Origin of the sequence: Micromonospora sp. NBC_00898, assembly GCF_045207895.1 — a bacterium.
In the GTDB taxonomy this organism is placed as follows: domain Bacteria; phylum Actinomycetota; class Actinomycetes; order Mycobacteriales; family Micromonosporaceae; genus Micromonospora.
The window spans coordinates 261,510-286,194 of the sequence record NZ_CP108775.1; the positions used below are offsets into that span (position 1 = coordinate 261,510).

At 74.6% G+C, this 24,685-nt stretch carries 23 protein-coding genes and 1 tRNA gene; 15 read left to right on the forward strand and 9 right to left on the reverse strand.

Annotated elements, in window-relative coordinates:
• Nucleotides 1–25: 25 nt before the first annotated feature.
• On the reverse strand, nt 26–850 hold the full coding sequence (locus OG799_RS01255; protein ID WP_406042210.1) for a helix-turn-helix domain-containing protein: 825 nt from the start codon (nt 848–850) through the stop codon (nt 26–28).
• 96 nt (nt 851–946) lie between these two features.
• Here OG799_RS01255 and OG799_RS01260 point away from each other — a divergent pair, with 96 nt between their 5' ends.
• The 6 genes from OG799_RS01260 (at nt 947) to OG799_RS01285 (ending at nt 6,852) form a co-directional block, all read left to right on the forward strand.
• Entirely contained in the window at nt 947–2,428 is a 1,482-nt protein-coding gene (locus tag OG799_RS01260) for an MFS transporter (RefSeq protein ID WP_406042212.1), read from the forward strand.
• A 78-nt stretch (nt 2,429–2,506) separates the two neighbouring features.
• Nucleotides 2,507–2,989: a MarR family winged helix-turn-helix transcriptional regulator gene (locus OG799_RS01265; protein ID WP_406042214.1), complete on the forward strand. Its 483-nt coding sequence runs from the start codon at nt 2,507–2,509 to the stop codon at nt 2,987–2,989.
• Between the two features lie 51 nt (nt 2,990–3,040).
• Nucleotides 3,041–5,596 (forward strand): thiamine pyrophosphate-dependent enzyme, encoded by a 2,556-nt coding sequence (locus OG799_RS01270; RefSeq protein ID WP_406042216.1) that lies wholly within the window; start codon nt 3,041–3,043, stop codon nt 5,594–5,596.
• A gap of 111 nt (nt 5,597–5,707) precedes the next feature.
• On the forward strand, nt 5,708–6,145 hold the full coding sequence (locus OG799_RS01275; protein WP_406042218.1) for a DUF3052 domain-containing protein: 438 nt from the start codon (nt 5,708–5,710) through the stop codon (nt 6,143–6,145).
• Between the two features lie 81 nt (nt 6,146–6,226).
• Nucleotides 6,227–6,694, forward strand: coding sequence for a peroxiredoxin (locus OG799_RS01280; RefSeq protein WP_406042220.1), 468 nt, complete (start codon nt 6,227–6,229; stop codon nt 6,692–6,694).
• Between the two features lie 83 nt (nt 6,695–6,777).
• A tRNA-Val gene (locus tag OG799_RS01285) sits at nt 6,778–6,852 on the forward strand.
• Between the two features lie 17 nt (nt 6,853–6,869).
• Here the strand turns inward: OG799_RS01285 and OG799_RS01290 are convergent.
• Nucleotides 6,870–7,355, reverse strand: a complete 486-nt coding sequence (locus OG799_RS01290; protein ID WP_406042222.1) for a GNAT family N-acetyltransferase — start codon at nt 7,353–7,355, stop codon at nt 6,870–6,872.
• A gap of 420 nt (nt 7,356–7,775) precedes the next feature.
• Here OG799_RS01290 and OG799_RS01295 point away from each other — a divergent pair, with 420 nt between their 5' ends.
• Complete coding sequence (locus OG799_RS01295; RefSeq protein WP_406042224.1) at nt 7,776–9,266, forward strand: NCS2 family permease; 1,491 nt, start codon at nt 7,776–7,778, stop codon at nt 9,264–9,266.
• A gap of 225 nt (nt 9,267–9,491) precedes the next feature.
• A complete protein-coding gene (locus OG799_RS01300) occupies nt 9,492–9,974 on the forward strand; it encodes a GNAT family N-acetyltransferase (RefSeq protein ID WP_406042226.1) in 483 nt (160 codons plus the stop codon).
• A 42-nt stretch (nt 9,975–10,016) separates the two neighbouring features.
• Here OG799_RS01300 and OG799_RS01305 read toward each other — a convergent pair whose 3' ends face one another.
• Nucleotides 10,017–10,589 (reverse strand): uridine kinase, encoded by a 573-nt coding sequence (locus OG799_RS01305; protein ID WP_406042228.1) that lies wholly within the window; start codon nt 10,587–10,589, stop codon nt 10,017–10,019.
• 130 nt (nt 10,590–10,719) lie between these two features.
• Here OG799_RS01305 and OG799_RS01310 point away from each other — a divergent pair, with 130 nt between their 5' ends.
• Entirely contained in the window at nt 10,720–11,517 is a 798-nt protein-coding gene (locus OG799_RS01310; protein WP_406042230.1) for an alpha/beta fold hydrolase, read from the forward strand.
• A 77-nt stretch (nt 11,518–11,594) separates the two neighbouring features.
• Here OG799_RS01310 and OG799_RS01315 read toward each other — a convergent pair whose 3' ends face one another.
• The 3 genes from OG799_RS01315 to OG799_RS01325 form a co-directional block, all read right to left on the reverse strand.
• Nucleotides 11,595–12,338, reverse strand: a complete 744-nt coding sequence (locus tag OG799_RS01315; protein ID WP_406042232.1) for an SDR family oxidoreductase — start codon at nt 12,336–12,338, stop codon at nt 11,595–11,597.
• Between the two features lie 91 nt (nt 12,339–12,429).
• Nucleotides 12,430–13,365 carry a phosphotransferase gene (locus OG799_RS01320; RefSeq protein WP_406042234.1) on the reverse strand — a complete coding sequence of 312 codons (936 nt, stop codon included), beginning with the start codon at nt 13,363–13,365 and terminating at the stop codon, nt 12,430–12,432.
• Between the two features lie 40 nt (nt 13,366–13,405).
• Entirely contained in the window at nt 13,406–13,981 is a 576-nt protein-coding gene (locus OG799_RS01325; protein WP_406042236.1) for a dihydrofolate reductase family protein, read from the reverse strand.
• A 76-nt stretch (nt 13,982–14,057) separates the two neighbouring features.
• Between OG799_RS01325 and OG799_RS01330 the strand changes: the two genes are divergently transcribed.
• Entirely contained in the window at nt 14,058–14,636 is a 579-nt protein-coding gene (locus OG799_RS01330) for a TetR/AcrR family transcriptional regulator (RefSeq protein ID WP_406042238.1), read from the forward strand.
• 69 nt (nt 14,637–14,705) lie between these two features.
• Nucleotides 14,706–15,857, forward strand: coding sequence for a polysaccharide pyruvyl transferase family protein (locus tag OG799_RS01335; protein ID WP_406042240.1), 1,152 nt, complete (start codon nt 14,706–14,708; stop codon nt 15,855–15,857).
• Nucleotides 15,858–15,884: 27 nt separating this feature from the next.
• On the opposite strand, the gene OG799_RS01340 is transcribed toward OG799_RS01335, so the two are convergent.
• Complete coding sequence (locus OG799_RS01340) at nt 15,885–16,091, reverse strand: hypothetical protein (protein ID WP_406042242.1); 207 nt, start codon at nt 16,089–16,091, stop codon at nt 15,885–15,887.
• A gap of 84 nt (nt 16,092–16,175) precedes the next feature.
• Here OG799_RS01340 and OG799_RS01345 point away from each other — a divergent pair, with 84 nt between their 5' ends.
• A complete protein-coding gene (locus tag OG799_RS01345; protein WP_406042244.1) occupies nt 16,176–16,697 on the forward strand; it encodes a DinB family protein in 522 nt (173 codons plus the stop codon).
• 12 nt (nt 16,698–16,709) lie between these two features.
• Here OG799_RS01345 and OG799_RS01350 read toward each other — a convergent pair whose 3' ends face one another.
• The gene (locus OG799_RS01350) at nt 16,710–17,582 is read right to left on the reverse strand and encodes a carbohydrate kinase family protein (RefSeq protein WP_406042246.1); all 873 of its coding nucleotides are present in this window, start codon (nt 17,580–17,582) and stop codon (nt 16,710–16,712) included.
• A 63-nt stretch (nt 17,583–17,645) separates the two neighbouring features.
• On the opposite strand from OG799_RS01350, the gene OG799_RS01355 reads away from it, so the two are divergent.
• A complete protein-coding gene (locus OG799_RS01355) occupies nt 17,646–20,894 on the forward strand; it encodes an SNF2-related protein (RefSeq protein WP_406042248.1) in 3,249 nt (1,082 codons plus the stop codon).
• Nucleotides 20,891–22,015 carry an SWIM zinc finger family protein gene (locus OG799_RS01360; protein ID WP_406042250.1) on the forward strand — a complete coding sequence of 375 codons (1,125 nt, stop codon included), beginning with the start codon at nt 20,891–20,893 and terminating at the stop codon, nt 22,013–22,015. Before OG799_RS01355 ends, OG799_RS01360 begins: the two co-directional genes overlap by 4 nt.
• Here OG799_RS01360 and OG799_RS01365 read toward each other — a convergent pair.
• Nucleotides 21,905–22,162, reverse strand: a complete 258-nt coding sequence (locus OG799_RS01365; protein ID WP_089013185.1) for a DUF3040 domain-containing protein — start codon at nt 22,160–22,162, stop codon at nt 21,905–21,907. The two genes, OG799_RS01360 and OG799_RS01365, sit on opposite strands and share 111 nt — an antisense overlap.
• Before the next feature lie 475 nt (nt 22,163–22,637).
• Here OG799_RS01365 and OG799_RS01370 point away from each other — a divergent pair, with 475 nt between their 5' ends.
• Nucleotides 22,638–24,680, forward strand: a complete 2,043-nt coding sequence (locus OG799_RS01370; RefSeq protein WP_406042253.1) for a DUF1800 domain-containing protein — start codon at nt 22,638–22,640, stop codon at nt 24,678–24,680.
• Nucleotides 24,681–24,685 lie beyond the last annotated feature (5 nt).

The following is a 24,685-nucleotide window of genomic DNA, read 5'->3' on the forward strand; positions in this document are numbered from 1 at the left end:
CCGCCCTGCCGGTCGGCGGCGAGTGTCAAGCAGGGGACCCTGCTCCACCGGAGGCGTCAACAGGGGGCCCTTCCCTGCGCAGCAGGCGGCGGAGCTGGCCCGGGGTGTGGCCCAGGTGGGCGCGGACCGTCCGGGTCAGGTGTGCCTGGTCGGCGAAGCCCAGCTCGGCGGAGACGTCCGCCAGGCTCTCCGCGCCCGCCTCCAGCCGGTCCAGCACCTGCCCGACCCGCAGCCGGTTGCGGTACCGGGTCAACGGCACCCCGACCAGCGCCTGGAACTCCCGGCTGAGCCGGTACGGCGACACCCCGAGCGCCCGGGCCAGCGGGACGAGCCCGGCGGCGTCGGGGTGCCTGTCGTGCAGCGCGGCACGGGCCCGCTCGACCAGCCGGCTGCCCCGTCCGGCGCCGTCGGCCACCGGCCCGGTCGCTGCGGCGACCAGCCGCACCAGCCGTTCGGCGGCGGCGAAGTCCGGGTCGTTGCGGCCGCCGGGTCGCAGCAGCAGCCGGTGGGCCAGGTCGACCCGGGCGTCCGCGTGGACGACCGTCGGGACCGGGCCGTCGGCGAACAACTCCTGCCACAACCGGTCGGACAGGTGCACGGAGGTGCAGTCGTCACCGCCCGCCGGGTGGGCGAACCGCTCCTCCTCACCCGGCACGACCAGGTAGGCCACCGTCGGGTCGATGAACTCGGCCCCGCCCCGCCCAGCGCGCCGGAAGCCGCCCCGGCGGGTCAGCACCAGCCCGTACGCGTCACCCGGCTCCGGATCGGACCATCCGGTGTGGTCGTCCCGGCAGCGCACCGCGGCGACCTGGAAGTCGGGCTGCCGCAACAGTTCCACCGCACTCCGCACGTCGGCCAGCGTAGGCCGCCGCGACGCCCATCGGACGGCTGGCGGGCGCAAGAATCGTCAAGACCGGGGGCCGGCCCGCCCGGCAGGCTGGTGGCCATGACCGAGCCGATCACCGACCGCGGGGCCGCGCTGCTGGTCGTCCTGCTGACCGGGCAGGCGATGGCCTCCATGGACACCTCGATCGCGGCGGTCGCCGCGCCCGCCATCCGCGCCGACCTGGCCGGCCCGCCCGCCGTCCAGCAGCTCGTGCTCGCCGGTTACACGCTGACCTTCGCGGTGCTGGTGGTCACCGGCGCGCGGCTCGGCGCCCGGCACGGGTACGGCCGGATCTTCCTGCTCGGCCTGGCCGGGTTCAGCCTCGCCTCGCTGGCCTGCGGGCTCGCGCCGGGCCCGGTCGCGCTGGTGCTCGCCCGGGCCGTCCAGGGCGCCGCCGCGGCGCTACTGGTGCCGCAGGTGCTGTCGCTGATCCAGGCCTCCTTCACGGGGGTGGCCCGGGCCCGCGCGATCGGGGCGTACTCGGTGGTGCTGGCCCTCGGCGTGGCCGCCGGTCAGGTCGTCGGCGGGCTGCTGGTCACCCTCGACCCGGGCGGGCTGACGTGGCGGACGGCGTTCCTGGTGAACGTGCCGGTCGGGGCGGTGCTGCTGCCGGTCGGGCGGCGGGTGCTCGCCGCACTGCCGGGCGCGCCCCCGCGCCGGGAGAGCCTGGACCTGCCGGGGGTGCTGCTGCTCGCCGCGGCGATGCTGATCCTGGTGCTGCCGCTGGTGCTCGGCCGCGACCTGGACTGGCCCGCCTGGACGATGCCCGCCGCGGTCGCCGCCGGGCTCGTCGGGCTCCGGCTCTTCCTCGGGCACGAGGGGCGGCGCGCCCGGCGCGGCGCGGACCCGCTGCTGGACGTGGCGGTGCTGCGGCACCCCGGCGTGCCCGCCGGCCTGCTCGCCTGTTGCCTGGTGATGGGCTGTTACGCCGGCTTCCTCTTCGTGCTCACCCTGCGCCTGCAGGACGGGTTCGGCTTCACCGCACTGGCGGCAGGACTGGCCTTCCTCCCGTACGCCGCGGGTTTCGCCCTCTGCGGCCTGGCGGTGCCGCGGCTGCCGGACCGGGTACGGGGGGTGCTGCCGGTCGTCGGCCCGGTGGTGCTCGCGACGGTGGTGGTCGCGCTGGCCTGGCTGTCCCGCGCCGGCTGGCCGTGGGCGCCCGGCAGCGCGCTGCTGCTGGCCGGCGGCGCGGCGCACGCGGCGGCGTTCAGCCCGCTGGTGAGCCGGCTGGCCGGCGTCGTGCCGGTGAACTCGGCGGCCGCGCTCTCCGCGCTGGTCTCCACCGGCACTCTGCTCGCCGCGGTGCTCGGCGTGACCGCGGTCGGCGGCCTGCACCTGGCCCTGACCGCCGCCGCTCACCCGCCGGCGCCCGTCGCCCTGGCCCCGGCCGGCCTCACCGCGGCCCTCCTCCTGTTCGGCGCCCTCGCCGCCCGCCGCGCCCCCCACCCCACCCCGCCCCCACCCACCAGGTCCCCGTCCTCGGCCCATGGCGCAGTTGATCATGAGGATGTTGTCGGCCGGCGCGACGCGCCGGCGCGATAGCTTCATGATCAGCTGCGGCGGGGTGGGGTGTTGTTGAGCACTGCGGGGAGGTGCCGGAGCGCACGTAGCATCTGAGGCATGGCGCAACCCACCGTTCCGACCGTCGGCCCCGAGGCGGGCGACCGCTCCGGCCTGGCCGGGGACGCGGTGCGCCGGATCATGCACATCGCCGCCGCGATCCGGCACTACCAGGACGTGGAGATCTCGGAGCTGGGTCTCACCCCGGCCGTCGCCCGGGCGCTGCACGAGCTGGACCCGGACCGGCCGCTGCCCGCCCGGGACCTCGCCGAGCAGCTGCGCTGCGACCGCTCCAACGTCACCGGGCTGGTCGACAAGCTGGAGCAGGCCGGGCTGGTGGAGCGGCGGGTCGACCCCGCAGACCGGCGGCAGAAGACGCTGGTGGTGACCGCCGCCGGCCGGCGGATGCGGGACCGGGTGCACCAGGTGATGTCCGATTCGCGACTGCTCGGCGGGCTCACCACCGACGAGCTGGGCGCCCTTCGTGAGCTGGTCTGGAAGGTCTCCGACGGCGGCTGCCCGGAGCAGTGCGGCAGCGAGTGACGCACGGCGGGGGGATCGTGTCCGAGTGGGCGCGGCGCCCCTTCGTCGGTAATGCTGTCCGACGTGACCACCCCGCAAGATCTCGACGACCGGTTCCGGGAGGCCCTGGGCGCGCTCGGCGTCCCCACCCGGCGGCGTGACCTCGACGAGCCGCCCACCGAGGGCGCGCCGCTGACCGGCGCGCAGGCGCTGGCCCTCTTCGACGCCCAGGTCACCAGTCGACTGCTGGACCTCGCCGGGCGCTGGCTGCGCAGCTTCGGGGAGGGGTTCTACACCATCGGCTCCGCCGGCCACGAGGGCAACGCGGCGGTGGCCGCCGCCCTCCGGCCCACCGACCCCGCCCTCCTGCACTACCGCTCCGGCGCCTTCTACTGCGTCCGGGCCGCCCAGGCCGCCGGGAGCTTCCCGACCGGCGACGGCGGCGCTGCGCCTCCGGGGGCCGGTGCCGGCGGGCAGCCCGACGACGCCGACCCGCCGGGCGGGCAGCCCGACGGCGAGGTCGGGTCGACCGACGCCCGGCCGGACGCGGCGACCTCGGAGGGGGACGGCGCGGCCGAGGCCACCGCCGTGCCGCCCGGGGCCGGGGTCGCGGTCGACGCCACCGGCGAGGCGGTGGTCGGCGCCCCGGCCGGGGTGACCGAGGACGCGCACGCCGAGGCGGCGCGGGACGTGCTGCGGGGGATGGTCGCCTCGGCCCGGGAGCCGATCGCCGGTGGCCGGCACAAGGTGTTCGGCCGGGCCGACCTGGCCGTCATTCCCACCACCTCCACCATCGCCTCGCACCTGCCCCGGGCGGTCGGCATGGGGCTGGCCCTGGAACGGCTGCGCCGGGTCGGCGGCGGGCGCCGGGTCGGCTCCGCCGCGTCGACCGGCGAGGCGACCGGCTCGCCGTGGCCGCCGGACGCGATCGTGGTCTGCTCGTTCGGCGACGCCTCGGTCAACCATGCCAGCGCCACCGCCGCGTTCAACACCGCCGGTTGGTACGACCACACCGGCCTGCGCATCCCGGTCCTCTTCGTCTGCGAGGACAACGGCCTCGGCATCAGCGTCCGCTCGCCGAAGGGCTGGGTGGCGGCGACGCTGCGGGCCAAGCCGGGGATCCGGTACTTCGCCGCCGACGGCAGCGACCCGGTCGAGGCGTACCGGGTGGCGGGGGAGGCGGCGGCCTGGGTGCGCCGGTACCGGCGGCCCGCCGTGCTGCACCTGAGCACCGTACGGCTGATGGGGCACGCCGGGGCGGACGCGGAGACCGCGTACCGGAGCCCGGCGGAGATCGCCGCGGACGCCGCGCGGGACCCGCTGCTGGCCACCGCCCGGCTGCTGGTCGAGGGGGGCTTCGCCACCGGCGAGGAGCTGCTGGCCCGGTACGACGAGCGGGGCTGGCAGATCCGCCGGGTGGCCGAGGAGGTGCTCGACGAGCCGAAGCTCGCCTCCCCGGCCGAGGTGGTGGCGGCGCTGGCCCCGCGCCGGCCGGTCCGCATCTCTCGCGCCGTGGGCGACGCGGCGGCCCGGGCGGCTGGGCCGAACGCGGGCGCGCGCGGCGAGGCGTTCGGCGGCAAGCCACCGGAGCTGGCCGGCCCGCTGACCCTGGCACAGAACATCAACGCGGCGCTCGCCGACGGAATGCTCGACCACCCGGGGATGGCGGTGTTCGGCGAGGACGTCGCCGCCAAGGGCGGGGTGTACGGGGTGACGAAGGGGCTGCGGGACAGGTTCGGCGCGGCCCGGGTCTTCGACACGCTGCTCGACGAGACCTCGATCCTCGGGCTGGGCCTCGGCGCCGGGGTCGCCGGGATGCTGCCGGTGCCGGAGATCCAGTACCTGGCGTACCTGCACAACGCCGAGGACCAGCTGCGCGGCGAGGCGGCCACCATGCAGTTCTTCTCCGGCGGGGCGTTCCGCAACCCGATGGTGGTGCGGGTCGCCGGGCTGGCGTACCAGGAGGGGTTCGGCGGGCATTTCCACAACGACAACTCGGTGGCCGTACTGCGGGACGTGCCCGGCCTGGTGATCGCGGTGCCGGCGCGGCCGGACGACGCCGCGCCCATGCTGCGGACCTGTCTGGCCGCCGCGGCGGTGGACGGCATCGTCTGCGTCTTCCTGGAGCCCATCGCGCTCTACCACACCCGCGACCTGTACGCCGACGGCGACGGCGAGTGGCTGGGCGAGTACGCCGAGCCGGGCGGGTGGGCGGCCGGCCACGTCCCGATCGGCCGGGCCCGCGTGTACGGGGTCGGCTCCGCCGAGGACGTCACCATCATCACCTTCGGTAACGGCGTGCGAATGTCGCTGCGGGCGGCGGCCGCCCTGGCCGACGACGGGATCGGCAGCCGGGTGGTGGACCTGCGCTGGCTGGCCCCGCTGCCGGTGGCGGACATCATCCGGGAGGCCTCGGCCACCGGTCGGGTGCTGGTCGTTGACGAGACCCGCCGGTCCGGCGGGGTGGGCGAGGGGGTGATCGCCGCGCTGGTCGACGCCGGGTACGTCGGAGCGGCGCGGCGGGTGGCCGGAGTTGACTCGTTTGTACCATTAGGTCCGGCGGCGCGTCAGGTTCTGGTCTCCGAGGAAGCCATTACCCAGGGTGCCCGTACGCTGCTGGCACGGTAAATTCCGTTCCACCCGGTGCGCCACTTGCGCGGGGAGCCACAACTGTGTGGACTGGGCGCGACGACGTCGGACGACGTCGCGAGCAGGGATGAGATGAGGAGGCACGCGACAGTGAGCGCGACCGCTGGTCAGGCCGCCGACGGGGTACGCAGCCTGGCGGACCGGTTCGGGATCGAGCCGGGGATGGTCGTCATGGAGATGGGGTACGACGACGACGTCGACCAGGATCTCCGGGACGCCCTGACCGACCGCTGTGGAGAGCTGGTCGACGAGGACACCGACGAGGTGGTCGACTCGGTGCTCGTCTGGTACCGCGACGGCGATGGGGACCTCTTCGAGATCCTCGTCGACGCCCTCGGGCCGCTGGCCGACAACGGGGTGGTGTGGCTCCTGACGCCCAAGGCCGGGCGGGACGGGCACGTCGAGCCGAGCGAGGTCGCGGAGAGCGCGCAGACCGCCGGCCTCCAGCAGACCTCCACCGTCAACGCGGGCCGGGACTGGAGCGGCGCCCGCCTGGTACTTCGGCGCGGGTCCAAGGCGAAGAAGTAGCGGACGCGTCCACGCCCCGGCGGCCCGCGTCGCCGGGTGTGGCAGGCTGATCTTCTCCAGACTCGACCCCGAGGAGCTCGCATGACCATCGAGGTTGGCGCCGAGGCGCCGGACTTCGTGCTGAAGGACCAGAACAACCAGGAGGTCCGGCTCGCCGACTTCCGTGGCAGGCGCACCGTGCTGCTGGTCTTCTACCCGCTCGCCTTCACCGGCATCTGCCAGGGCGAGCTGTGCGAGGTGCGGGACAACCTCAACGAGTATGTCAACGACGACGTCCAGGTGCTGACCGTCAGCGTCGACTCCGTCTACGCCCACAAGATCTGGGCCGACCGGGAGGGCTACCAGTTCCCGCTGCTGGCCGACTTCTGGCCGCACGGCGCGGTGGCCCAGGCGTATGGCGTCTTCAACGACGTCGCGGGCATCGCCAACCGGGGCACCTTCGTGATCGACAAGGCCGGCGTGGTCCGGTTCGCCGAGATGAACATGCCGGGCGAGGCGCGGGACCAGGAGGGCTGGCGCAAGGCCCTCGCCGAGGCCGTCGCCGCCTGATCCCAGAACCGGGCATACCGTTCGACCGGGCCGGTGACCGGCAGGTAAGCTTGCCAGCCACCGGCCCGCCGTACGGGCGTTCCGGGCGCGTAGCTCAGTGGGAGAGCACCCGCCTTACAAGCGGGGGGTCGCAGGTTCGAAACCTGCCGCGCCCACCATCACCAGCCGTCCGCGCTCACCCCACGAGTCGGCGGTGGTACCGCACCCCGGGGCGACCGTCGAGGACGATGTCCGCGACCGAGACGAACCCGCTGCGTGCGAGCACGGCCATGGACGCCGGGTTGTCCCGGGTGGTGACCGCGGTGAGCGCGGAGAGCGCGTACGCCGTGGCGGCCAGCCGGCACACCTGCTCGACCGCCGCCGTTGCCACGCCGCGACCGGTGGCGCGCTCGCCGATCCGGTAGCCCAGCTCGGCCGTGCCGTCCTCGACGTCGACGAGGTTGACCCGGCCGATCAGGGCTCCGCGGTCGTCCAGGACGACGTGGAATTGGATCGAACCGGCGTCCTGCTCGGCCAGCAGGGCGCGGTGCCGGGCGGCGAAGTCGGCGAAGTAGGCGTCCCCGCGGTCCGGCACGGACCGGGCGAACCACTCCCGGTTCTCCCGCTCGAAGGCCAGCAGAGCCGGCGCGTGGTCGGCCCGCAGCCGTTCCAACCTGATCACGCCGGACAGCCTACGCAGCGTCGTCCCCGTCGGATCATGACCCGTCCCGAGCGTCCGGCGGGTCAGGGCCCGGTGGGTTCGCACGCCGCGGTGTCAAGCCGGTGCCCCGCACGTGGGTCTCGACGCGTGTCGCGGCCGGCCGCCTCGGCCGGGCGGGCCCACGGCCCGCCGCCGCGGCCGACGGTGACGTTGCCCACCCCCACACGGGAGCAGGCGTAGGGGCAGGTCATCCGACGTTACCCGGCAGTTAAGGTGGTGGGGCGAAGTCGCTCCCCGGCGGGGTGCGGCTTCGTAGTGCTTCACGGGATCCGTGGAGCCCAGCCGTTCCGACGTTCTCCGGGCCAACCGCTCCGGGGCGGCTGCACCCCCTCGCCCACCGGCGCGTCCGGCGGGCCAACCCGGAACGGAGTAAGCCACGCCATGAGCGTGACTACGCAGGATTCTGCTGTCCCGGTCGAGCCGATGGAACCCGCTGAGCGCGGCCGTCTCGACCGCTTCTTCGAGATCACCCGGCGGGGTTCGACCGTCAAGCGTGAGGTGCTGGCCGGGCTCACCACCTTCGCGACGATGGCCTACATCGTCGTGCTCAACCCGCTGATCATCGGCACCGCGCCGGACGCCGACGGCAAGCTGCTCGGCATCGCGCCGGTCGCCGGGGTCACCGCCCTCGTCGCCGCGGTGATGACCATCCTGATGGGTGTCGTCGGTCGGGTGCCGTTCGCGGTCGCGACCGGCCTGGGCCTGAACGCCTTCGTCGCGTACGCCGTGGCCTCCCAGATGACCTGGGCCGAGGCGATGGGCCTGGTCGTCATCGAGGGTCTGATCATCACCGTGCTGGTGCTGACCGGGTTCCGCAAGGCCGTGTTCCGGGCCATTCCCGGCGAGCTGAAGGCGGCCATCGCCGCCGGCATCGGCCTGTTCATCGCGCTGATCGGCTTCGTCGACGGCGGTCTCGTCCGCCGGATGCCGGACGCCGCCGGCACGACGGTGCCGGTGCAGCTCGGCGGCGATGGCACGCTGCGCGGCTGGACGACCGTCGTCTTCCTGGTCGGCCTGCTGGTCACCGGCATCCTGGTCGCCCGCAAGGTGAAGGCCGGCATCCTGATCGGCATCGTGGCCACCACGGTCGTCGCCGTGATCGTCAACGCGCTGGCCAAGCCGGGTCCGGCGTTCGTGAACGGCAAGCCCAACCCGACCGGCTGGCAGCTCAACGTGCCGACCCTGCCGGACCCGCTGGTCAAGGCGCCCGACCTGCACCTGCTCGGCAACGTGTCGTTCACGGCGTTCGCGCACGTCGGCGTGATGACCGCCGTGCTGCTGGTCTTCACCCTCGTCCTCGCCGACTTCTTCGACGTGATGGGCACGACCGTCGGCCTGGCCAAGCAGGCCGGCCTGGCCACCGCCGACGGCAGCGACATGCCCCGGTTGGGCAAGGTGCTCTTCGTCGACGGCGTCGCCGCGGTCGCCGGTGGCGCGGGCAGCGCCTCCTCGGCCACCACGTACGTGGAGTCGTCCTCGGGCATCGCGGACGGCGGCCGTACCGGCCTGACCAGCGTGGTCACCGGTGCGCTCTTCCTCGGCGCGCTGCTGCTCACCCCGCTGGTGTCGCTGGTCCCCAGCGAGGCCGCCGGTCCGGCACTGGTCGTCGTCGGCGCGCTGATGATCCGTCAGGTCAAGGACATCGACTTCACCGACGTCGGTGTCGCGGTCCCGGCGTTCCTCACCATGACGCTGATGCCGTTCACGTACTCGATCACCAACGGCATCGGCGCCGGCTTCGTCAGCTGGGTGGCGATCCGGGTGGCGCAGGGCAAGGCCCGGCAGATCCACCCGCTGATGTGGGCGGTCGCGGTCGCGTTCGTGTTCTACTTCGGCATCAACCTGGTCAAGGCCGTCACCGGCGTCAGCTGACCGATCCTCGACGCGCCCCCGCTGCCTCCGGCCCGACGGCAGCGGGGGTGCGGCGTAGCCGGATCATGGGTTAGAGTGCCGTCGCGCGGACACGCGACCGTCGTGGGCGCAGGGGAGATGAGGCCATGGACCGCCATGAGCTTCCCCTGCCATGCCTTTTTCCGGGTCGCGCACGCTGACTGACCGACCGCGACCCGGGTCACTCCACGACCTTGGAGAATCGCGTTGTCCTTTCCCGACCTGACCACCGACCGTCTCGTGCTGCGCCCGTGGCCCGCCGAGGAGGCCGCCGCCGCCGTCGCCGGTGAGCGCCGCCCGCACTGGGCGTCGGGCTTCCCCGGCGAGGCCGACCGCATGATCGCCGGCTTGCTCACCCGCGAGCCGGAGCGGCCGCACGGGCACTACCTGATGATCGAACGGGAGACCGGCCTGACCATCGGCGCCATCGGGCTGAAGTGGCCGCCCACCGACGGGTCGGTCGAGTTCGGCTACGGCGTCGTCCCATCCCGGCGCTGCCAGGGCTACACCACCGAGGCCGTCCGCGCCCTCGTCGCCTTCTCCCGCACCGTGCCCGGGGTGGCGGAGGTCTTCGCCACCGTGGACCCGGCCAACGTGCCGTCCGTTCGGGTGCTGGAGAAGGCCGGCCTGCGCCGGGACGGCGTCGTCGCCTCCGACGAGGGGACGCTGCACCGGTACGTCGCCGGGTAGTACTGGTCCGGCCCGGCGGAGGGTCACCCACCGCCGGGCCGGTCAGCGGTCCGAGGTGTCCAACCGCAGGTCGGCCCGATCCCGGGTGCCGTCGGCGGCAAAGAACGCCGCCTCCTCGCCCATCCACCGCTGCCACAGGTCGCGGTGCTCATCGCCGTCGCGGGCCAGGCCGCGCGCCAGGCGTACGGCCGGATCGGCCTCCACCCAGATCGCGTACGCGAGCCGGCCGACCGTGTCCCGGCGGGTGCAGGTCACCCCCTCGACGATCACCAGCGGAGGCCAGGGGACGGCCTTCCAGCCGGCCAACGAACCGCCCCGCCAGTCGCCGGCCCAGTCGCGTACCTGGTAGTGGGCGTCCCGGCCGGCGAGTAGCGGGGTGAGGACCTGCGCGTCGAAGCGGGGCCACCAGCCGGCGAAGTCGTCCCAGGAGAGGAAGTCGTCGACCTCGACCATCGGCGCGGAGGTCAGGTCCGCCAGCCGCCGGGCCAGCGTGCTCTTGCCGCCGCCGCTCGGCCCGTCCACGCCGACGATCCGGATGCCGTCGACCGGTTCCCGGCGAAGGATCTCGTCGCGGAGCTGGTAATCGGAGAGGATGGCCACGTTGCACTCTGGCACACCACCGGCGTCCCTTCCCGCTAAGGGGTGGGCGCCGATGACTTTCCGCCGTCGCCGGCGTTTCATCGGATGCGCCCCGCAAACGGGCGGCGGTCGCGCGACCCGGACACGAGTGACGGAGGAACCGAGGGTGAGCTACGCGGACGTCAACGGGGTGCGGCTCTGGTACGAGATCAGCGGGTCCGGCCGGCCGCTGGTGCTGTTGCACGGTGGCTACGGCGCGGTGGAGATGTTCGCCCCAATCCTGCCCGCGCTCGCCGCCCGGCGGCGGGTCGTCGCGGTCGACCTGCAGGGTCACGGGCGCACCGCGGACGTCGACCGGCCGCTGCGCTTCGAGTCGATGGCCGACGACATCGCCGAGCTGCTCCGGCACCTCGACCTGCCCGAGGCGGACGTGCTCGGCTACTCGCTGGGCGGCGGGGTGGCGCTGCGTACCGCGATCCAGCATCCCGGGCTGGCCCGCCGGCTGGTGCTGGTCTCCACGCCCTGCGCGCGCCGCGGCTGGTATCCCGAGGTGCTGGCGGCCATGGCGATGCAGGACGAGCGGTTCGCCGAGCAGATGCGGGGCACCCCGCCGCACGAGCTCTACGCGGCCGTCGCGCCGCGCCCCGAGGACTGGCCGCGGCTCTGGGCGAAGACCGGCGACCTGCTCCGCCGCGAGTACGACTGGTCAGCGGAGGTGGCCGCGCTCACCGTGCCGACGATGCTGGTCTTCGCCGACGCCGACTCGATCCCGGTCACCCACATGGCGGAGTTCTTCGGCCTGCTCGGCGGCGGGCACCGGGACGCCGGCTGGGACGGCTCGGACCGGCCGTCCGCGCGGCTGGCCGTGCTGCCCGGCCTGACCCACTACGACATCATCACCTCGACGGCGCTGCCCGCCGCCGTCCTGCCCTTCCTCACCCACGAGGTCCGTCCCACGGCCTGACCGCCCGCCCGCTCCCGCCCTCGGACGGCGGGGGTGGGGGCGATCGGCCCCGCACCCCCGCCGCCGCGGTCCACGGCTCAGATGGCGAAGCCGCCGTCGACGTCGATGCTCGCGCCGGTGACGTAGCCGCCGCCGACGCCGGCGAGGTGGGCGACCATGGCGGCGATCTCCGCCGGTGCGGCGTACCGGCCGAGGGCGGTGAGGCCGCTGATCGCCGCGGCGTTCGGCCCGTCCGCCGGGTTGGCGTCGGTGTCGGTCGGACCCGGGTTCACCAGGTTGACGGTGATCCCACGCGGACCCAGCTCCCGGCCGAGCCCCTTGGTGAGGCCGACCAGCGCCGTCTTGCTCATCGAGTAGAGGGCGAGGCCGGGGAACGGGGCCCGGCGGGCGACGTTGCTGCCGATGTTGATGATCCGGCCGCCGTCGGTCATGTGCCGGGCGGCCGCCCGGGCGGCCACGTACGGCGCCCGGACGTTGACCGCCAGCGTCCGGTCCAGCTCGTCGGGGCCGAGTTCCTCGACCGGGCCGACCAGGAACACGGCGGCGTTGTTGACCAGGATGTCGAGCCGTCCCAGTTCCTCGACCGTCCGGTCCACGGCCGCCCGTACCGCGTCCGGGTCCGCGCTGTCGGCCCGCACCGCCAGCCCTCGCCGGCCCAGCGCCTCGATCTCCTTCACCACCGACCCGGCCCGATCGGCGTCCCGCTGGTAGGTCAGCACCACGTCGGCGCCCTCGGTGGCCAGGCGCAGGGCGATCCCGGCCCCGATGCCCCGGCCACCCCCGGTGACAAGTGCGACTTTTCCGTCCAGTGTGATCGTCATGAGATGAGCATCGCCGCTGCGGCGGCGTCGGTCCGGCGGAGATCGGACGTCTCGTTCGGCAGGGACCTCCTCGGCGCGGCCCCGCCGGCTCTCAGCCCAGGCGCTCGGCGAGCCACGGCAGCAGCGCGTCGCCCTGCGCCCGCTGGAACGCCCGAACCGTCGGGATGCCGGGCGGGGGTGGCTGCCGGGCGGCGTCGAGGAAGAACCCGGCGAGACCGGCCAGCACCCCGGTCAGCGCGGCCGGCTCCACCGCGGCGGTCAGTGGCAGGTCGCGCAGCAGCGCCTCGGTGTCGTGGCCGCCGTGCAGCCGGACGTTGACCAGCAGGAGCAGGGTGTCCAACCAGGACGGCCCCCGGCAGGCCCACGGCCAGTCCACCACGCTGACCGTGCCGTCCGCGCCGACCAGCAGGTTGTCGGCGCGGACGTCCAGGTGGCACAGCGTGTCGCCGGTCAGGGCGGTGAGTCCCCGGTCCGCCGCGGCGCACAGCTCGGGCAGGTGCGCGCGGGCCCACGGCGCCAGGTCGGCCGGCGGGTCCGCCGCGATCCGCCGCCAGCCGGCGAAGTCGTACCCGAGCTGCTCGGCGGCGGTGGGCGCCGCCGCGACCGGAGTCGGGGTCAGCGCGGCGGCCATGGCCGCCAGGGCGGCGAGCACGGCCGTCAGCTCGGTGGCGAGCCAGGGCGTGGCCGGGTGCCGGCCGTCGACGTCGGTGAGTACCAGGGCCACCCACTCGCCGTCGTCGTGGCTGCCCAGCAGCCGGGGTGCCGGCGCGTACGACGGCAGCGCGGCCGCGATCCGCGCCTCCGCGCGGTGCAGGTGCGGGCTGCGGTCGTTCTGCGCCGGGCTGACCGCCTTGACGAAGGCCCGCCGGCCGCCGGCGGTGCGGACCCGGTCGGCGGTGCCGGGGGAGTAGCCGCCCGGCTGGGACACCGCGTCGACGACCCGGTCGCCGAGGATCTGTTCGACCGTGGCCCGGACGTCGGCCGGCAGGTCGGCCCAGCCGATCCGGGTCTTCGCCGCGCTCCGCATCCCCCCACCGTGGGCCCGACCGGGCCGCCGGGCAAGCCGATTACCGGGGCGTGGCGGCGTAGCGGAGGATCACCAGTCCACTGTCGAAGGGGCGTGTGTCGACCAGGGCGAATCGGTGCGGCGCGAATCCGCGATCGGCGAGCGGGATTCCCTTGCCGGCCACGATCGGGTGCAGCTTGACCACCAGCTCGTCGACCTCCGGCAGGAGCTGGCCGGCGAGCTGACCGCCGCCGCAGAGCCAGATGTCCCCGCCCGGTCGCCGCTTCAGCTCGCGGACGAAGGCGACCGGGTCGCCGACGACGATCTCCACCTGCGGGTCGTCCGACGGGGGCAGGGAGCGGGAGAAGACGTACTGCTTCAGGTGGGCGTACGGGCTGGTGACGCCGATCTTCAGGGCCGGGTCGTAGGTGCCGCGGCCCATCACCAGGGTGTCGAAGCGGCCCCGCGGGGCGTCGATGCCGAAGTGCGAGTGGGCGGCGGTGGGGAAGGTCTGGGGCCACTCGGCGGCCAGGTGGGCGGCCACGTCGGGCTCCAGCGGGAAGAAGTCGTAGGACCCGTCGGGGGCGGCGATGAACCCGTCGAGGGTGCTGGCGACGTAGTACACGAGCTTGGGCAAACGTACTCCTCAATCACTACGGATGTCGTGGTTCGTAAACTACAACATCTGTCGTGGTCTTCGCTAGGGTGATCCCGTGGCCAGGAATCCGGAACGACGCGCCCTGCTAGCCGACGCGGGGCTGCGGGTGCTCGCCGCGTCCGGCGCGCGCGGGCTGACCCACCGCGCGGTGGACGCCGAGGCCGGCGTGCCGACCGGCACCGCCTCCAACTACTTCCCGTCCCGGGCCGCGCTGCTCGGCGCCCTCGGCGAGCGGATCTTCGACCGGATGGCCCCCGAACCGGCGGTCCTGGCCCGGCTGGGCGCCCGCGAGCCGTCCCTGGAACTGGTCACCGACTACCTCCGCCACATCGTGGAGCGGGCCACCCGGGAGCCCGAGCTCACCCGCGCGCTGTTCGAGCTGCGGCTGGAGGCATCCCGCCGGCCCGAGCTGCGCCGCGCTCTCTCCGACGTGCTCCGCCGGGGGTACGCCGACGACGTCGCGTTCCACGTCGCGGCGGGACTGCCCGGCGGCGCCTTCGAGGTCGCCCTGCTCCACTACGCCGTCGACGGGCTGCTGCTGGACCTGCTCACCACCTCGGTCGACGCCGGCTTCGACACCGACCAGGTGGTTTCCGCCCTGGTGTCCCGCCTGGTCGCCACAGCGGCGAGGTGACGACAGGCCCAGGTATGTCCACCGGCGCAGCGGGAAACCGGCGCGGACGCACCTGGGGAGGAGCGACGGATGACGGATGGCGCCGGACTGACCATCGGTGTGCTCGGTTCGTACGGAGGCCGCAACCTCGGTGACGAGGCGATCCTCAGCGGACTCCTGGACGACCTGCGGCACCAGGAGCCGAACGCCCGGATCATCGTCTTCTCCCGCAACCCGGCGCACACCGCCCTGGCCCACCCGGACGTCGAGGCGGTGCCCTGGGAGGGCGTCAGCCGGGCCGACTCGTCGGTGACCCTGTCCGAGCTGGACCTGCTCATCCTCGGCGGCGGCGGCATCCTCTACGACCGGGAAGCACGGCGTTACCTGCGGGTGGTCCGGGTCGCCCAGGAACGCGGCCTGCCCCTGCTGACGTACGCGGTGGGGGTCGGGCCGCTCAGCGACGGGGTGGACACCGGGATGGTCCGGGAGACCCTGGCCGGGGCGACCGAGGTCACCGTGCGGGACCAGGAGTCCCGGATGGTCCTGGAGGAGGCCGGCCTGGTGAACCCGATCACCGTCACCGCCGACCCGGCGTTCCTGCTCGAACCGGAGGAGTTCCCGGCGAGCTGGCTGCGCGAGGAGGGGGTCCCGGCCGGCACGAGGCTCGTCGGGCTCAGCGTCCGCGAGCCGGGTCGGGCGGCGGAACGCCTCGACGTGGACGGCTACCACCGGCTGCTCGCCCAGATCAGCGACTTCCTGGTGCACCGGATCGACGCGTACGTGCTGTTCGTGCCGATGGAACGCGACGACATCCGGCACTCCCACGGCGTGATGTCGCACATGGTCGCCGCCGAGCGGGGCCGGGTCCTGCACGGCGACTACTCGCCCCGCCAGGTCCTCGGGCTGATGAGGCACTTCGACCTGGCGGTCGGCATGCGGCTGCACTTCCTGATCTTCGCGGCCATGGTGGGCACGCCGTTCCTGCCGCTGCCGTACGCCGGGAAGGTCTTCGACCTGGCCCAGCGGCTCGGAGTGCCGGCACTGCGCGGCGTGGAACGGGAGGTGGAAGGCCCGCTGCTGGCCGAGGTGGATCGGCTCTGGGACGAGCGGGAGGCGCGGGCGGAGGAGACCGCCCGGCGGGTGGCCGAGGTGTGCGAGCAGGCCCGGGGCACCTCCCAGGTGACCCGTGGCGTGCTGGAGAGCATCCGCTCCCGGCGGCTGACGGGGGTCCACGCGGCCTGAGTCGGCCCGGCGCCCACCGACAGCCGGTCAGACCGCCGGCCCACGCCAGGTGTAGATCCACGGCCGGCCCGCCCGTTCGTCCGACTCCAGCTCGTAGATCTGCGCCTCGGCCAGCCCCTCCGGGCCGAGATGGTGGTGGGTCAGCGGCGGACGGCCGTTGCCGTCCAGTTCGACGGTGACGGTCTCGCCGTCGGCCGTGCCGCCCACCAGGGGGATCTGCACCGTGGATGCCATGCGCCCATCCTGCCCCGGACGCCGCCCTGCCCGCAGCGGATGGCAGGGCAGCGGGCCGGCCCTCGCCGGGACTACCGTCCGGGGATGGCGGACACCACGATCGACCCCACGCTCGGTCCGGTCCTCGCCCGCACGGGTGACGAACGGGCGGTCCTCGAATCGTTCCTCGACTTCCACCGGGCCATGGTGCTGCGCAAGGCGCGCGGCCTCTCCCACGCCGAGGCGAGCCGGCGCCTGGTGCCCTCCCTGACCACCCTCGCCGGCCTGCTCAAGCACCTGGCCCTGGTGGAACGCAACTGGTTCCCCTGCCTCCTCGCGCCCGAACCGGGTGACGTCTACCTGACCACCGAGGAGGAGGCGCTGGCGAGCTTCACCCTCGAGGAGACGGACACCGTCGAGGAACTGGCCGCGGCGTACGAGCGGGCCTGCGCCCGGTCCCGCGAGGTGGCCGCCCGCTTCGACCTGGACCACGTGGTGCCGCACCCGCAGCTCGGCGAGGTGTCGCTGCGCTGGATCATGGTCCACCTGATCGAGGAGACGGCCCGGCACGCCGGGCACGCCGACATCCTCCGCGAGTTGACCGACGGTGAGACCGGCACGCTCTGACCGGCCGCCGGCTCACTCGCGCGGCAGCAGGCTCGGCGGATACTCCATCCCGTCGTGGGTGCAGGCGGCGGCGGCGACCCGGGCGGCGTACCCGGCCGCGTCGGGCAGGGCGGCACCGCGCAGCCGGGCGGCGATCAGGCCCGCGGCGAAGGCGTCGCCCGCGCCGTTGCTGTCGACCACCCGGCCCGGCGGGGTGGTCGCGGGCACCGGCACCGGCAGCTCGCCCGGCGCGTGCAGGGTCGCACCCGCCTCCCCGCCGGTCACCAGCACCGTCCGGGGCGCCAACTCCGCCGCGAGCTTCCCGGCCCGCTCGCCGAGCCGGACGCCGCTGACGAAGACCAGGTCTGCCGCGTCGGCGAAGGGCCGGTGGTACGGGTTGTCCCCGTCCCAGTCGTGCAGGTCGGTGGAGAGTCGCGCGCCCTCGGCGAGCCCGGCGCGCAGGACCGGCAGCACGTCGCGGGCCCAGTCCATGATCGACACGTGCACGTGGGCCGCCTCCCGGACCAGCGCGGTGAGCGCGTCCGGCGGGAACGGCGACGGCCCCTGCCAGGGCCGCGGATCGTAGAGGGACATCCGCCGGCCGCCGGGGTCGACCAGGTTGACCGAGCGGCGGGTCCCGGCCGGGGCGTCGGCGAGCACGGCGTGCACCGAGGTGCGGGCCAGCGCCGCCCGGACCACGTCCCCGGCCGGGTCGGCGCCCAGCACGTCCACCAGGGCCACCCGCAGCCCGAGCGCGTGCGCGGCGAGCGCCACACCGGCGCCGGTGTTGCCGATCCTCAGGTCGATGGGGGGCACGGTCAGCGAGTCGGCGGCCGGCAGCGGGAGCTCGGGGACCCAGGTCCGCACATCGACCCCCAGGCCGCCGATCACGAGCAGATCGAACATGGCGCCGACAGTAGCCGGCCGGGTCCCCCTATCCTTGCCCCGGGCGTCGACGAGGGGGAGTGCGTGCTGGTCATCCACGGGGTGTGGCGGTGCGGCGTCGGGCTCGCCGTCTGGGCCGAGGACACCACGCTGCCGGCGCGGGCGCCGCGTCGGCCCGGCCGGGCCCCGCGCGAGCGGCCGCACCCGTTCGCCGCCGGCCACGCCACGCTGGCCGGGGCGCTCGGCGACCATCCGACGCGGGCCACGTCCGTCCTGCTCACCCTCCCCACCCGGGCCGGCTCGCCGCTCGACTCGCCGGAGCTGGTCCGGACCGCCATCGCGGAACCGGTCCGCGGCCCGGTCACCCTCGCCGGCTGGCGGGTTCCCACCCTGACGTACGCCCCGGGCGCCGCGTTCGCCCTGCTGCGGGAGCTCGACCTGGGCGCGGCCGTGCCCGGGGCGGACCTGCGCCACCTGGCCGAGCTGGCCGACTTCGCCGCCGACCTGGTCACCCGCGGCCGGGTCCTGCCCGGCGTCGTCTCCGCCGCCGGCACCGCGCCGGCCGCCTCCGCGCCGGGTGCCGCGCCGACCGCCGGCCCGGACCGGCCGGCCCGGTCCGGTCCGGCGGACGACGCCGCCGTGGTGACCGCCCGGGCCGGCTGGCTGCCACTGCTGACCGGCACGGACGCCGGCTGGGCCCGATCCCTGGCCCTCGCGCTGCCGCCGGCCGCCCGCGCCGCCGCCGCTCCACCCGCCCGGGTCGAGCCGGGTCCGCCGGTCGAGGCAGGTCCGGCGGCCGAGCCCCAGGCATCGGCCGAGGCAGGTCCGCCGGTCGGGCCGGGTGGGCTGGCGGAGGCCGGCGCTCTGGTCGCCGACGCGCTGGACGCGTTGACCGACGCCGCGGCCCGGGCCGCTCTCGCGGGGACCGTGCTGGGCCGGGGCCTGCGGCCGGTCGGGGCGGTGCCGGCCTGGCTGGCGGCGCTCACCGGTGACCGCCGGGAGTTCACCGCCGACCCGGCCGGGCTGGACACCCTCCGAGCCGAGCTGGACGCCTGGCAGCGCGACGCCGCCGGTGGCCCGGTACGGGCCAGCTTCCGCCTGGTCGAGCCGGATCCCGACGAGATCGCCGAACCGCTGCTGGTGGTGCCGACCGACCCCGACACCGTGGTGGCGCAGGGTGGCCGGTGGCGGGTCGAGTTCGGCCTGCAGCCGGCCGACGAGCCGGGGCTGCTGGTCGAGGCGGGCCAGGTGTGGCGGGCACCGGGTGACCTGCCCGCCCTCGCCGTGGACGATCCGCAGGAGACCCTGCTCGCCGAGCTGGGCCGGGCCATCCGGCTCTGGCCCCAGCTGGAGGGCGCGCTGCGTACCGCCACGCCGGAGGGGATGGAGCTGGACCCGGAGGGGGCGCACCGTTTCCTGCGGGAGGGCGCCCCGGTGCTGCACGCGGCCGGCTTCGGGGTGCTGCTGCCGTCCTGGTGGCGGCGGCCGTCGACGCGGCTCGGCGCCCGGCTGCGGGCGCGCAGCCGGACCGCCCCGGGGACCGTCGCCGCCGCCTCCGGCGGGCTGGGGCTGGACGCGCTGGTCGACTACCGCTGGGAGGTCGCCCTCGGCGACCAGCCGCTGACCGCCGAGGAGCTGGCCGCCCTGGCCGAGCTGAAGTCCCCGCTGGTCCGGCTGCGCGGGCAATGGGTCGAACTGGACCCGAAGCGGCTCGCCGCCGGTCTCCGGCTGCTCCGCTCGGCCGGCGAGCTGACCGTCGCCGACCTGCTCCGGCTGGGCCTCGCCGAGAGCGACCGGCCGGACGAGCTGCCGGTGCTGGAGGTCACCGCCGACGGCGCGCTTGGCGAGCTGCTCGCCGGGGCCGCGGAGCGGCGGCTCACCCCGGCCGACCCGCCGCCCGGCTTCCACGGCACGCTGCGGCCGTACCAGCGGCGAGGGCTGGCCTGGCTGGCCTTCCTCCAGTCGCTCGGGCTGGGCGGGATCCTCGCCGACGACATGGGGCTGGGCAAGACCGTGCAGCTGCTCGCCCTGCTGGCCGGGGACCCGCCGGAGGCCGGACCGACCCTGTTGGTCTGTCCGATGTCGCTGGTCGGCAACTGGCAGCGGGAGGCGGCCCGGTTCACGCCGGGACTGCGCGTACACGTGCATCACGGGGCCGAGCGGGCGCGGGGGGCGGAGTTCCGGGCGGCCGTGCACGGCGCGGACCTGGTCCTGACCACCTACTCGGTGGCCGCGCGGGATGCGTTCGCGTTCGCCGGCATCGACTGGCACCGGGTCGTGGTCGACGAGGCGCAGGCGATCAAGAACGCCTCGACCCGGCAGGCCGAGGCCGTCCGATCGCTGCCCGCGCGGCACCGGGTCGCGGTCACCGGTACGCCGGTGGAGAACCGGCTGGCCGACCTCTGGTCGATCATGCAGTTCGCGAATCCCGGCCTGCTCGGCCCGGCCGCCACGTTCAAGAAGACCTTCGCCGAGCCGATCGAGCGGCACGGCGACGACGAGGTGGCCGGCCGGCTGCGCCGGATCACCGGACCGTTCGTGCTGCGCCGACTCAAGACCGACTCGTCGATCATCTCCGACCTGCCGGAGAAACTGGAGATGGAGGTGCTCTGCAACCTCACCGCCGAGCAGGCCGCGCTCTACCGGGCGGTGGTCGACGACATGCTGGCGAAGATCGAGTCCAGCGACGGGATGGAGCGCCGAGGGCTGGTGCTGGCCACCATGACCCGGCTCAAGCAGGTCTGCAACCATCCGGCGCAGTTGCTGCGGGACGGCTCGCCGCTGCCCGGCCGCTCCGGCAAGCTGGAGCGGCTGGAGGAGATCGTCGACGAGGTCCTCGCCGCGGGGGAGAAGGCCCTGCTCTTCACCCAGTACGCCGAGTTCGGCGGGATGCTGCGCGGGCACCTGTCGGCCCGGGTCGGCCGGGAGGTGCTCTTCCTGCACGGCGGCGTCGGCAAGGCCGACCGGGACACCATGGTCACCCGGTTCCAGTCCCCGGACGGACCGCCGCTCTTCGTCCTCTCGCTCAAGGCCGGCGGCACCGGGCTCACCCTCACCGCGGCGAACCACGTGGTGCACGTCGACCGGTGGTGGAACCCGGCCGTCGAGGACCAGGCCACCGACCGCGCGTTCCGGATCGGCCAGCGTCGCCGCGTCCAGGTCCGCAAGTTCGTCTCCGCCGGCACCGTGGAGGAGAAGGTGGCCGCCATGATCGCCGACAAGCGGAGCCTGGCGGGACGAGTGGTGGGTAGCGGCGAGCAGTGGGTCACCGAACTCTCCACCGGCGCGCTGCGCGAGCTGTTCGCCCTGGAGTCCGGGGCGGTGGTCGAGTGACCACGCCGGAGGGGAACACGACGGGGCGGTTCGCCGAGTTCGGGCCGCCGCGCCGGGTGGAGGGCGGGCTGCGGGCGCGCAGCACCCGGGGCGCGATCGGACAGTCCTGGTGGTCCCGGCGGTTCCTGGAGGTGCTGGAGTCCTTCGCCCTCGGCACCCGGCTCACCCGGGGTCGGGCGTACGCGCGCCGTGGCCAGGTGCTCCGGCTGGACATCGCGCCCGGGCTGGTCACCGCCGCCGTGCAGGGTTCCCGGCCCGACCCGTACCCGGTCCGGATCGAGCTGCCGGCCTTCCCAGCCGAGGTGTGGGACCGGATCGAGGCGGAACTCGCCGGGCAGGCGTTCTTCAGTGCCCGGCTGCTCGCCGGCGACCTCCCGGCCGAGCTCGAGGAGTTGTTCGCCGGGGCGGGCGCGCCGCTCTTCCCGTCCACCGTGGAGGAACTGACCCAGCGCTGCGGCTGCCCCGACTTCGCGGTGCCGTGCAAGCACCTCGCGGCCACCTTCTACCTGCTCGCCGAGGCGTTCGACGCCGACCCGTTCCAGCTGCTGCACTGGCGGGGTCGTAGCCGGGCCGAACTGCTCGACCGGCTCCGTACGCTGCGCGCCGCCGCCGGAACCGGTACCCCGGAACCGGTGACCGGTGGGGCGCACGCACCCGGCGCGGCGCCGGCGACGAGCCGGCCGCCCGCCCGGGCAGCGGGAGTCGCGCCGCCCCCGTCGTCGACGGCAGCCGGGGCGGCCCGGGTGCTCGGCGCCCTGCCTGCGGCGTCGGCGGCCGACGCGCTCGACCGGTTCTGGACGGCGCCGGTGCCGGTGCCGGACCGGCCACCGACCCTGTCGACCACCCCCGACCTGCTGCTGCGCCAGCTCGGCCCGCCCGGGTCGGCCATCGGCGGCCCGGGGCTGGTGGAACGGCTGCGCCGCGCCTACCGGGACCTCGGCCGGGCCAGGTCGGACCGGCCTACCGGCACCGGCCCGGCCGAGTCGACGGACCGGTCGGGGCCGGCACGGTCACAGCCAGCGTCGTCGGAACCGCCACATGAGGCCGGCGTTGGCCAGCAGCACCACGGCGCAGATCGCGCCGGCCAGCCGCCCGGCCAGCACGGTCATCGCCGGCAGTGAGGCCCACAGCACGATCGTCAACAGCATGAGGTACCGGCCCCGGCGGGCGCGCGCCCGGTGATCGAGCCGGGCGAAGAACTGCGGATCGCTCTCCCGCAGCTGGCGGGTGATCTGCTCGAACCTGCGCTGATCCTCTTTGCTGAGCATGGCGGTGCCTTCCCCTCACGGCTTCAGCGGTTCGGCGGCATACCCGCAACGGAGGCGGGTCACGCGCCGCTCCAGCTGCTACTTTCGCCCGGGGCGGCGAGGCGCCGCGGGTGCGGGCGTGGGGCCGGCAGGTTCCGGTCGGACGACCTCAGCGCGGGCTTATCCGCACCTTAAGTTTGCCTGTGCGCTTGAACGGCGCACGCAGCGCCACGGCGGGCCAAAACGTTACGTCCGGGCGTTCCGGGGGGATGTCGGCCCTGCTGGGGAGGTCCCCGCCCCCGGAGGGCGCCGGACCGACCGCCCGGCCGGGGTCATGAGCACCGTCTTAAGTGCCCTGCCGAGCGCTTTCCGCCCGCCTTGAGCGCCCGGGAACCCGTGGTTACTTTCCCGTAGCAACTCCGCCGCAACAGTCGCCGCCCCTGCTCTCCTCCCCGGTCGCAGGCGTGCCGGCGCTCGAAGAAAACGGGATTGGTAGATGGCCGACCAGAATGTGCCACCACGTCGACCCCGGGACGACCGCGGGTGGGACGGACGACAGCACCCCGGGGACGGGTACCGCGACCCGGACCACGCGGGCACGTACAGGCCCGCCGCCGGCTACGGCGGATCCGCCGGGTACCCCGGCGCCACCACGGCCCGGCCCGCCCAGGGCTCGCAGTGGGTCGGCCCGGACGGCTTCGGCCGCCAGGGTTTCGCCCCCGCGCCCGGCGCGGGACTGCCCAACCTGGACGATGACGACGAGCCGGGCCGCCGCGCCGGCCGACGGCGCGCCCTCGTCGCGCTCGGCGGCGCGGCGGTGGTCGCCGGTGGGGCCGCCCTCGCCATGACTCCCCAGGTGCGCGGGCTGTTCCGCGAGGACCCGGTGGCCGGCGACGCCACCGGCACCGTGGTCACCGACGGCACCGCCGCCCGGCCCAGCGGGCAGCAGCCGAGCACGGTGCGCACCTACACCGAGCAGAACGAGAGCTACATGGGCTCCCGGGCCGGCGCGGCGCTGAGGCGCAACTCGCCGACCAGCGGCCGGCTCTTCGACGGCCCGGCGGCCGCCGCCGCGGCGACCCCGGTGACGGTGAAGACCGTGCTCGCCAAGGACCCGGTCCGGCACCTGGCCAGCCGGGCCACCTTCGGCGCCACCCCGAAGGTGCTGGCCGACATCAAGCGGCTCGGCATCGACGGCTGGCTGCGCTGGCAGCTCGAACCGGACAAGATCGCCCCGACGACGGCCGAGCTGAAGCTCGCCGAGCTGCCCACCCTCAAGCTGAGCCCGCAGCAGCTGCGCGACCAGCGGGATCAGCTCAACGAGCGGGGCGCCCAGCCGGAGAAGGAGACGATCGACGCCACCATCGCCCGGCAGATCTGGTCCGACCGGCAGCTGTTCGAGGTGATGGTCGACTTCTGGAACGACTTCCTGCACGTCGCCGCCGACTTCGACGGCGGCGAGGTGTACCGCAACTCGTTCGACCGGGACGTCATCCGCAGGCACGCGCTGGGCAGCTACCCGGAGATGCTGATCGCCGCGAACCGGCACCCGGCGCTGCTGCTCTACCTGAACCAGGTCGACTCCCGCAAGGACGCGGTCAACGAGAACCTGGCCCGGGAGAACCTGGAGCTGTACTCGGTCGGCGTCGACGGCGGGTACACCGAGAAGGACGTCCGGCAGGCCGCGATGCTGCAGACCGGCCGGGGCGTCGCCGACGGGAAGTACGTCTTCCACCCGGAGCGGCACTACGTCGGCAAGGTGAAGATCCTGGGCTTCAGCCACCCGAACAGCTCGACCGACCCGAAGGTCGCCGACCGGGTGATCGACCAGTACATCGCCTACCTCGCGACGCACCCCTCGACCGCCCGGTACGTGGCGCAGAGCCTGGCCACCCGGTTCGTCTCGGACACCCCGCCGAAGTCGCTGGTGGATCGCCTGGCCAAGACGTACGCGGCGAACAAGGGCCTGATCAAGCCGGTGCTGCTGACGCTCTTCAGCTCGTCGGAGTTCTGGGCGGCGGTGGGCCAGAAGGTGCGCCGGCCGATGGAGTACCTGGTCGCCACCTACCGGACCCTCGGCGTCCGGCCGGAGGCGTCACCCGGTTTCCAGGGCGACAACCGGCGCACCCCGTACGCCCAGGGGCTGCGGCAGATCCAGGACAAGATGCGCGAGCTGGGCCAGTACCCGATGGGCAAGCCCACCCCGGACGGCTACGCCGACGTCTACGTCGCCTGGACCTCGGCCGGCACCATGGTCGACGGCTGGAACGAGGCCGGTGACCTGCTCGGCGGCTGGCGCAAGCAGTTCACGTACCCGGCGCCGGAGAAGCTGGTGGCCCGCCCGCCGGCCACCGCCGGGGCGTACCTGGACGAGCTGGCCAAACGGCTGGTGCACCAGAAGCTGAGCGCCAAGGAGAAGGCGCTGGTCCTCGGCGTCGCCGGCGTCTCGGCGACCACCAAGGTCGACGCCACGTTCAACGGGGCCGTCGCCGCCGTCGCGCGGACGATCCTCGCTTCCCCCCAGCACCACCTCCGGTGAGGCAT

What these genes read in the sequence shown, in the direction of transcription:
- OG799_RS01370 (WP_406042253.1), top strand. Translation starts at nt 22,638, where the DNA reads ATGGCCGACCAGAATGTGCCACCACGTCGACCCCGGGACGACCGCGGG.
- OG799_RS01295 (WP_406042224.1), top strand. Translation starts at nt 7,776, where the DNA reads ATGAGCGTGACTACGCAGGATTCTGCTGTCCCGGTCGAGCCGATGGAA.
- OG799_RS01265 (WP_406042214.1), top strand. Translation starts at nt 2,507, where the DNA reads ATGGCGCAACCCACCGTTCCGACCGTCGGCCCCGAGGCGGGCGACCGC.
- OG799_RS01270 (WP_406042216.1), top strand. Translation starts at nt 3,041, where the DNA reads ATGCTGTCCGACGTGACCACCCCGCAAGATCTCGACGACCGGTTCCGG.
- OG799_RS01350 (WP_406042246.1), bottom strand. Translation starts at nt 17,582, where the DNA reads ATGTTCGATCTGCTCGTGATCGGCGGCCTGGGGGTCGATGTGCGGACC.
- OG799_RS01340 (WP_406042242.1), bottom strand. Translation starts at nt 16,091, where the DNA reads ATGGCATCCACGGTGCAGATCCCCCTGGTGGGCGGCACGGCCGACGGC.
- OG799_RS01345 (WP_406042244.1), top strand. Translation starts at nt 16,176, where the DNA reads ATGGCGGACACCACGATCGACCCCACGCTCGGTCCGGTCCTCGCCCGC.
- OG799_RS01365 (WP_089013185.1), bottom strand. Translation starts at nt 22,162, where the DNA reads ATGCTCAGCAAAGAGGATCAGCGCAGGTTCGAGCAGATCACCCGCCAG.
- OG799_RS01320 (WP_406042234.1), bottom strand. Translation starts at nt 13,365, where the DNA reads ATGCGGAGCGCGGCGAAGACCCGGATCGGCTGGGCCGACCTGCCGGCC.
- OG799_RS01260 (WP_406042212.1), top strand. Translation starts at nt 947, where the DNA reads ATGACCGAGCCGATCACCGACCGCGGGGCCGCGCTGCTGGTCGTCCTG.
- OG799_RS01315 (WP_406042232.1), bottom strand. Translation starts at nt 12,338, where the DNA reads ATGACGATCACACTGGACGGAAAAGTCGCACTTGTCACCGGGGGTGGC.
- OG799_RS01280 (WP_406042220.1), top strand. Translation starts at nt 6,227, where the DNA reads ATGACCATCGAGGTTGGCGCCGAGGCGCCGGACTTCGTGCTGAAGGAC.
- OG799_RS01335 (WP_406042240.1), top strand. Translation starts at nt 14,706, where the DNA reads ATGACGGATGGCGCCGGACTGACCATCGGTGTGCTCGGTTCGTACGGA.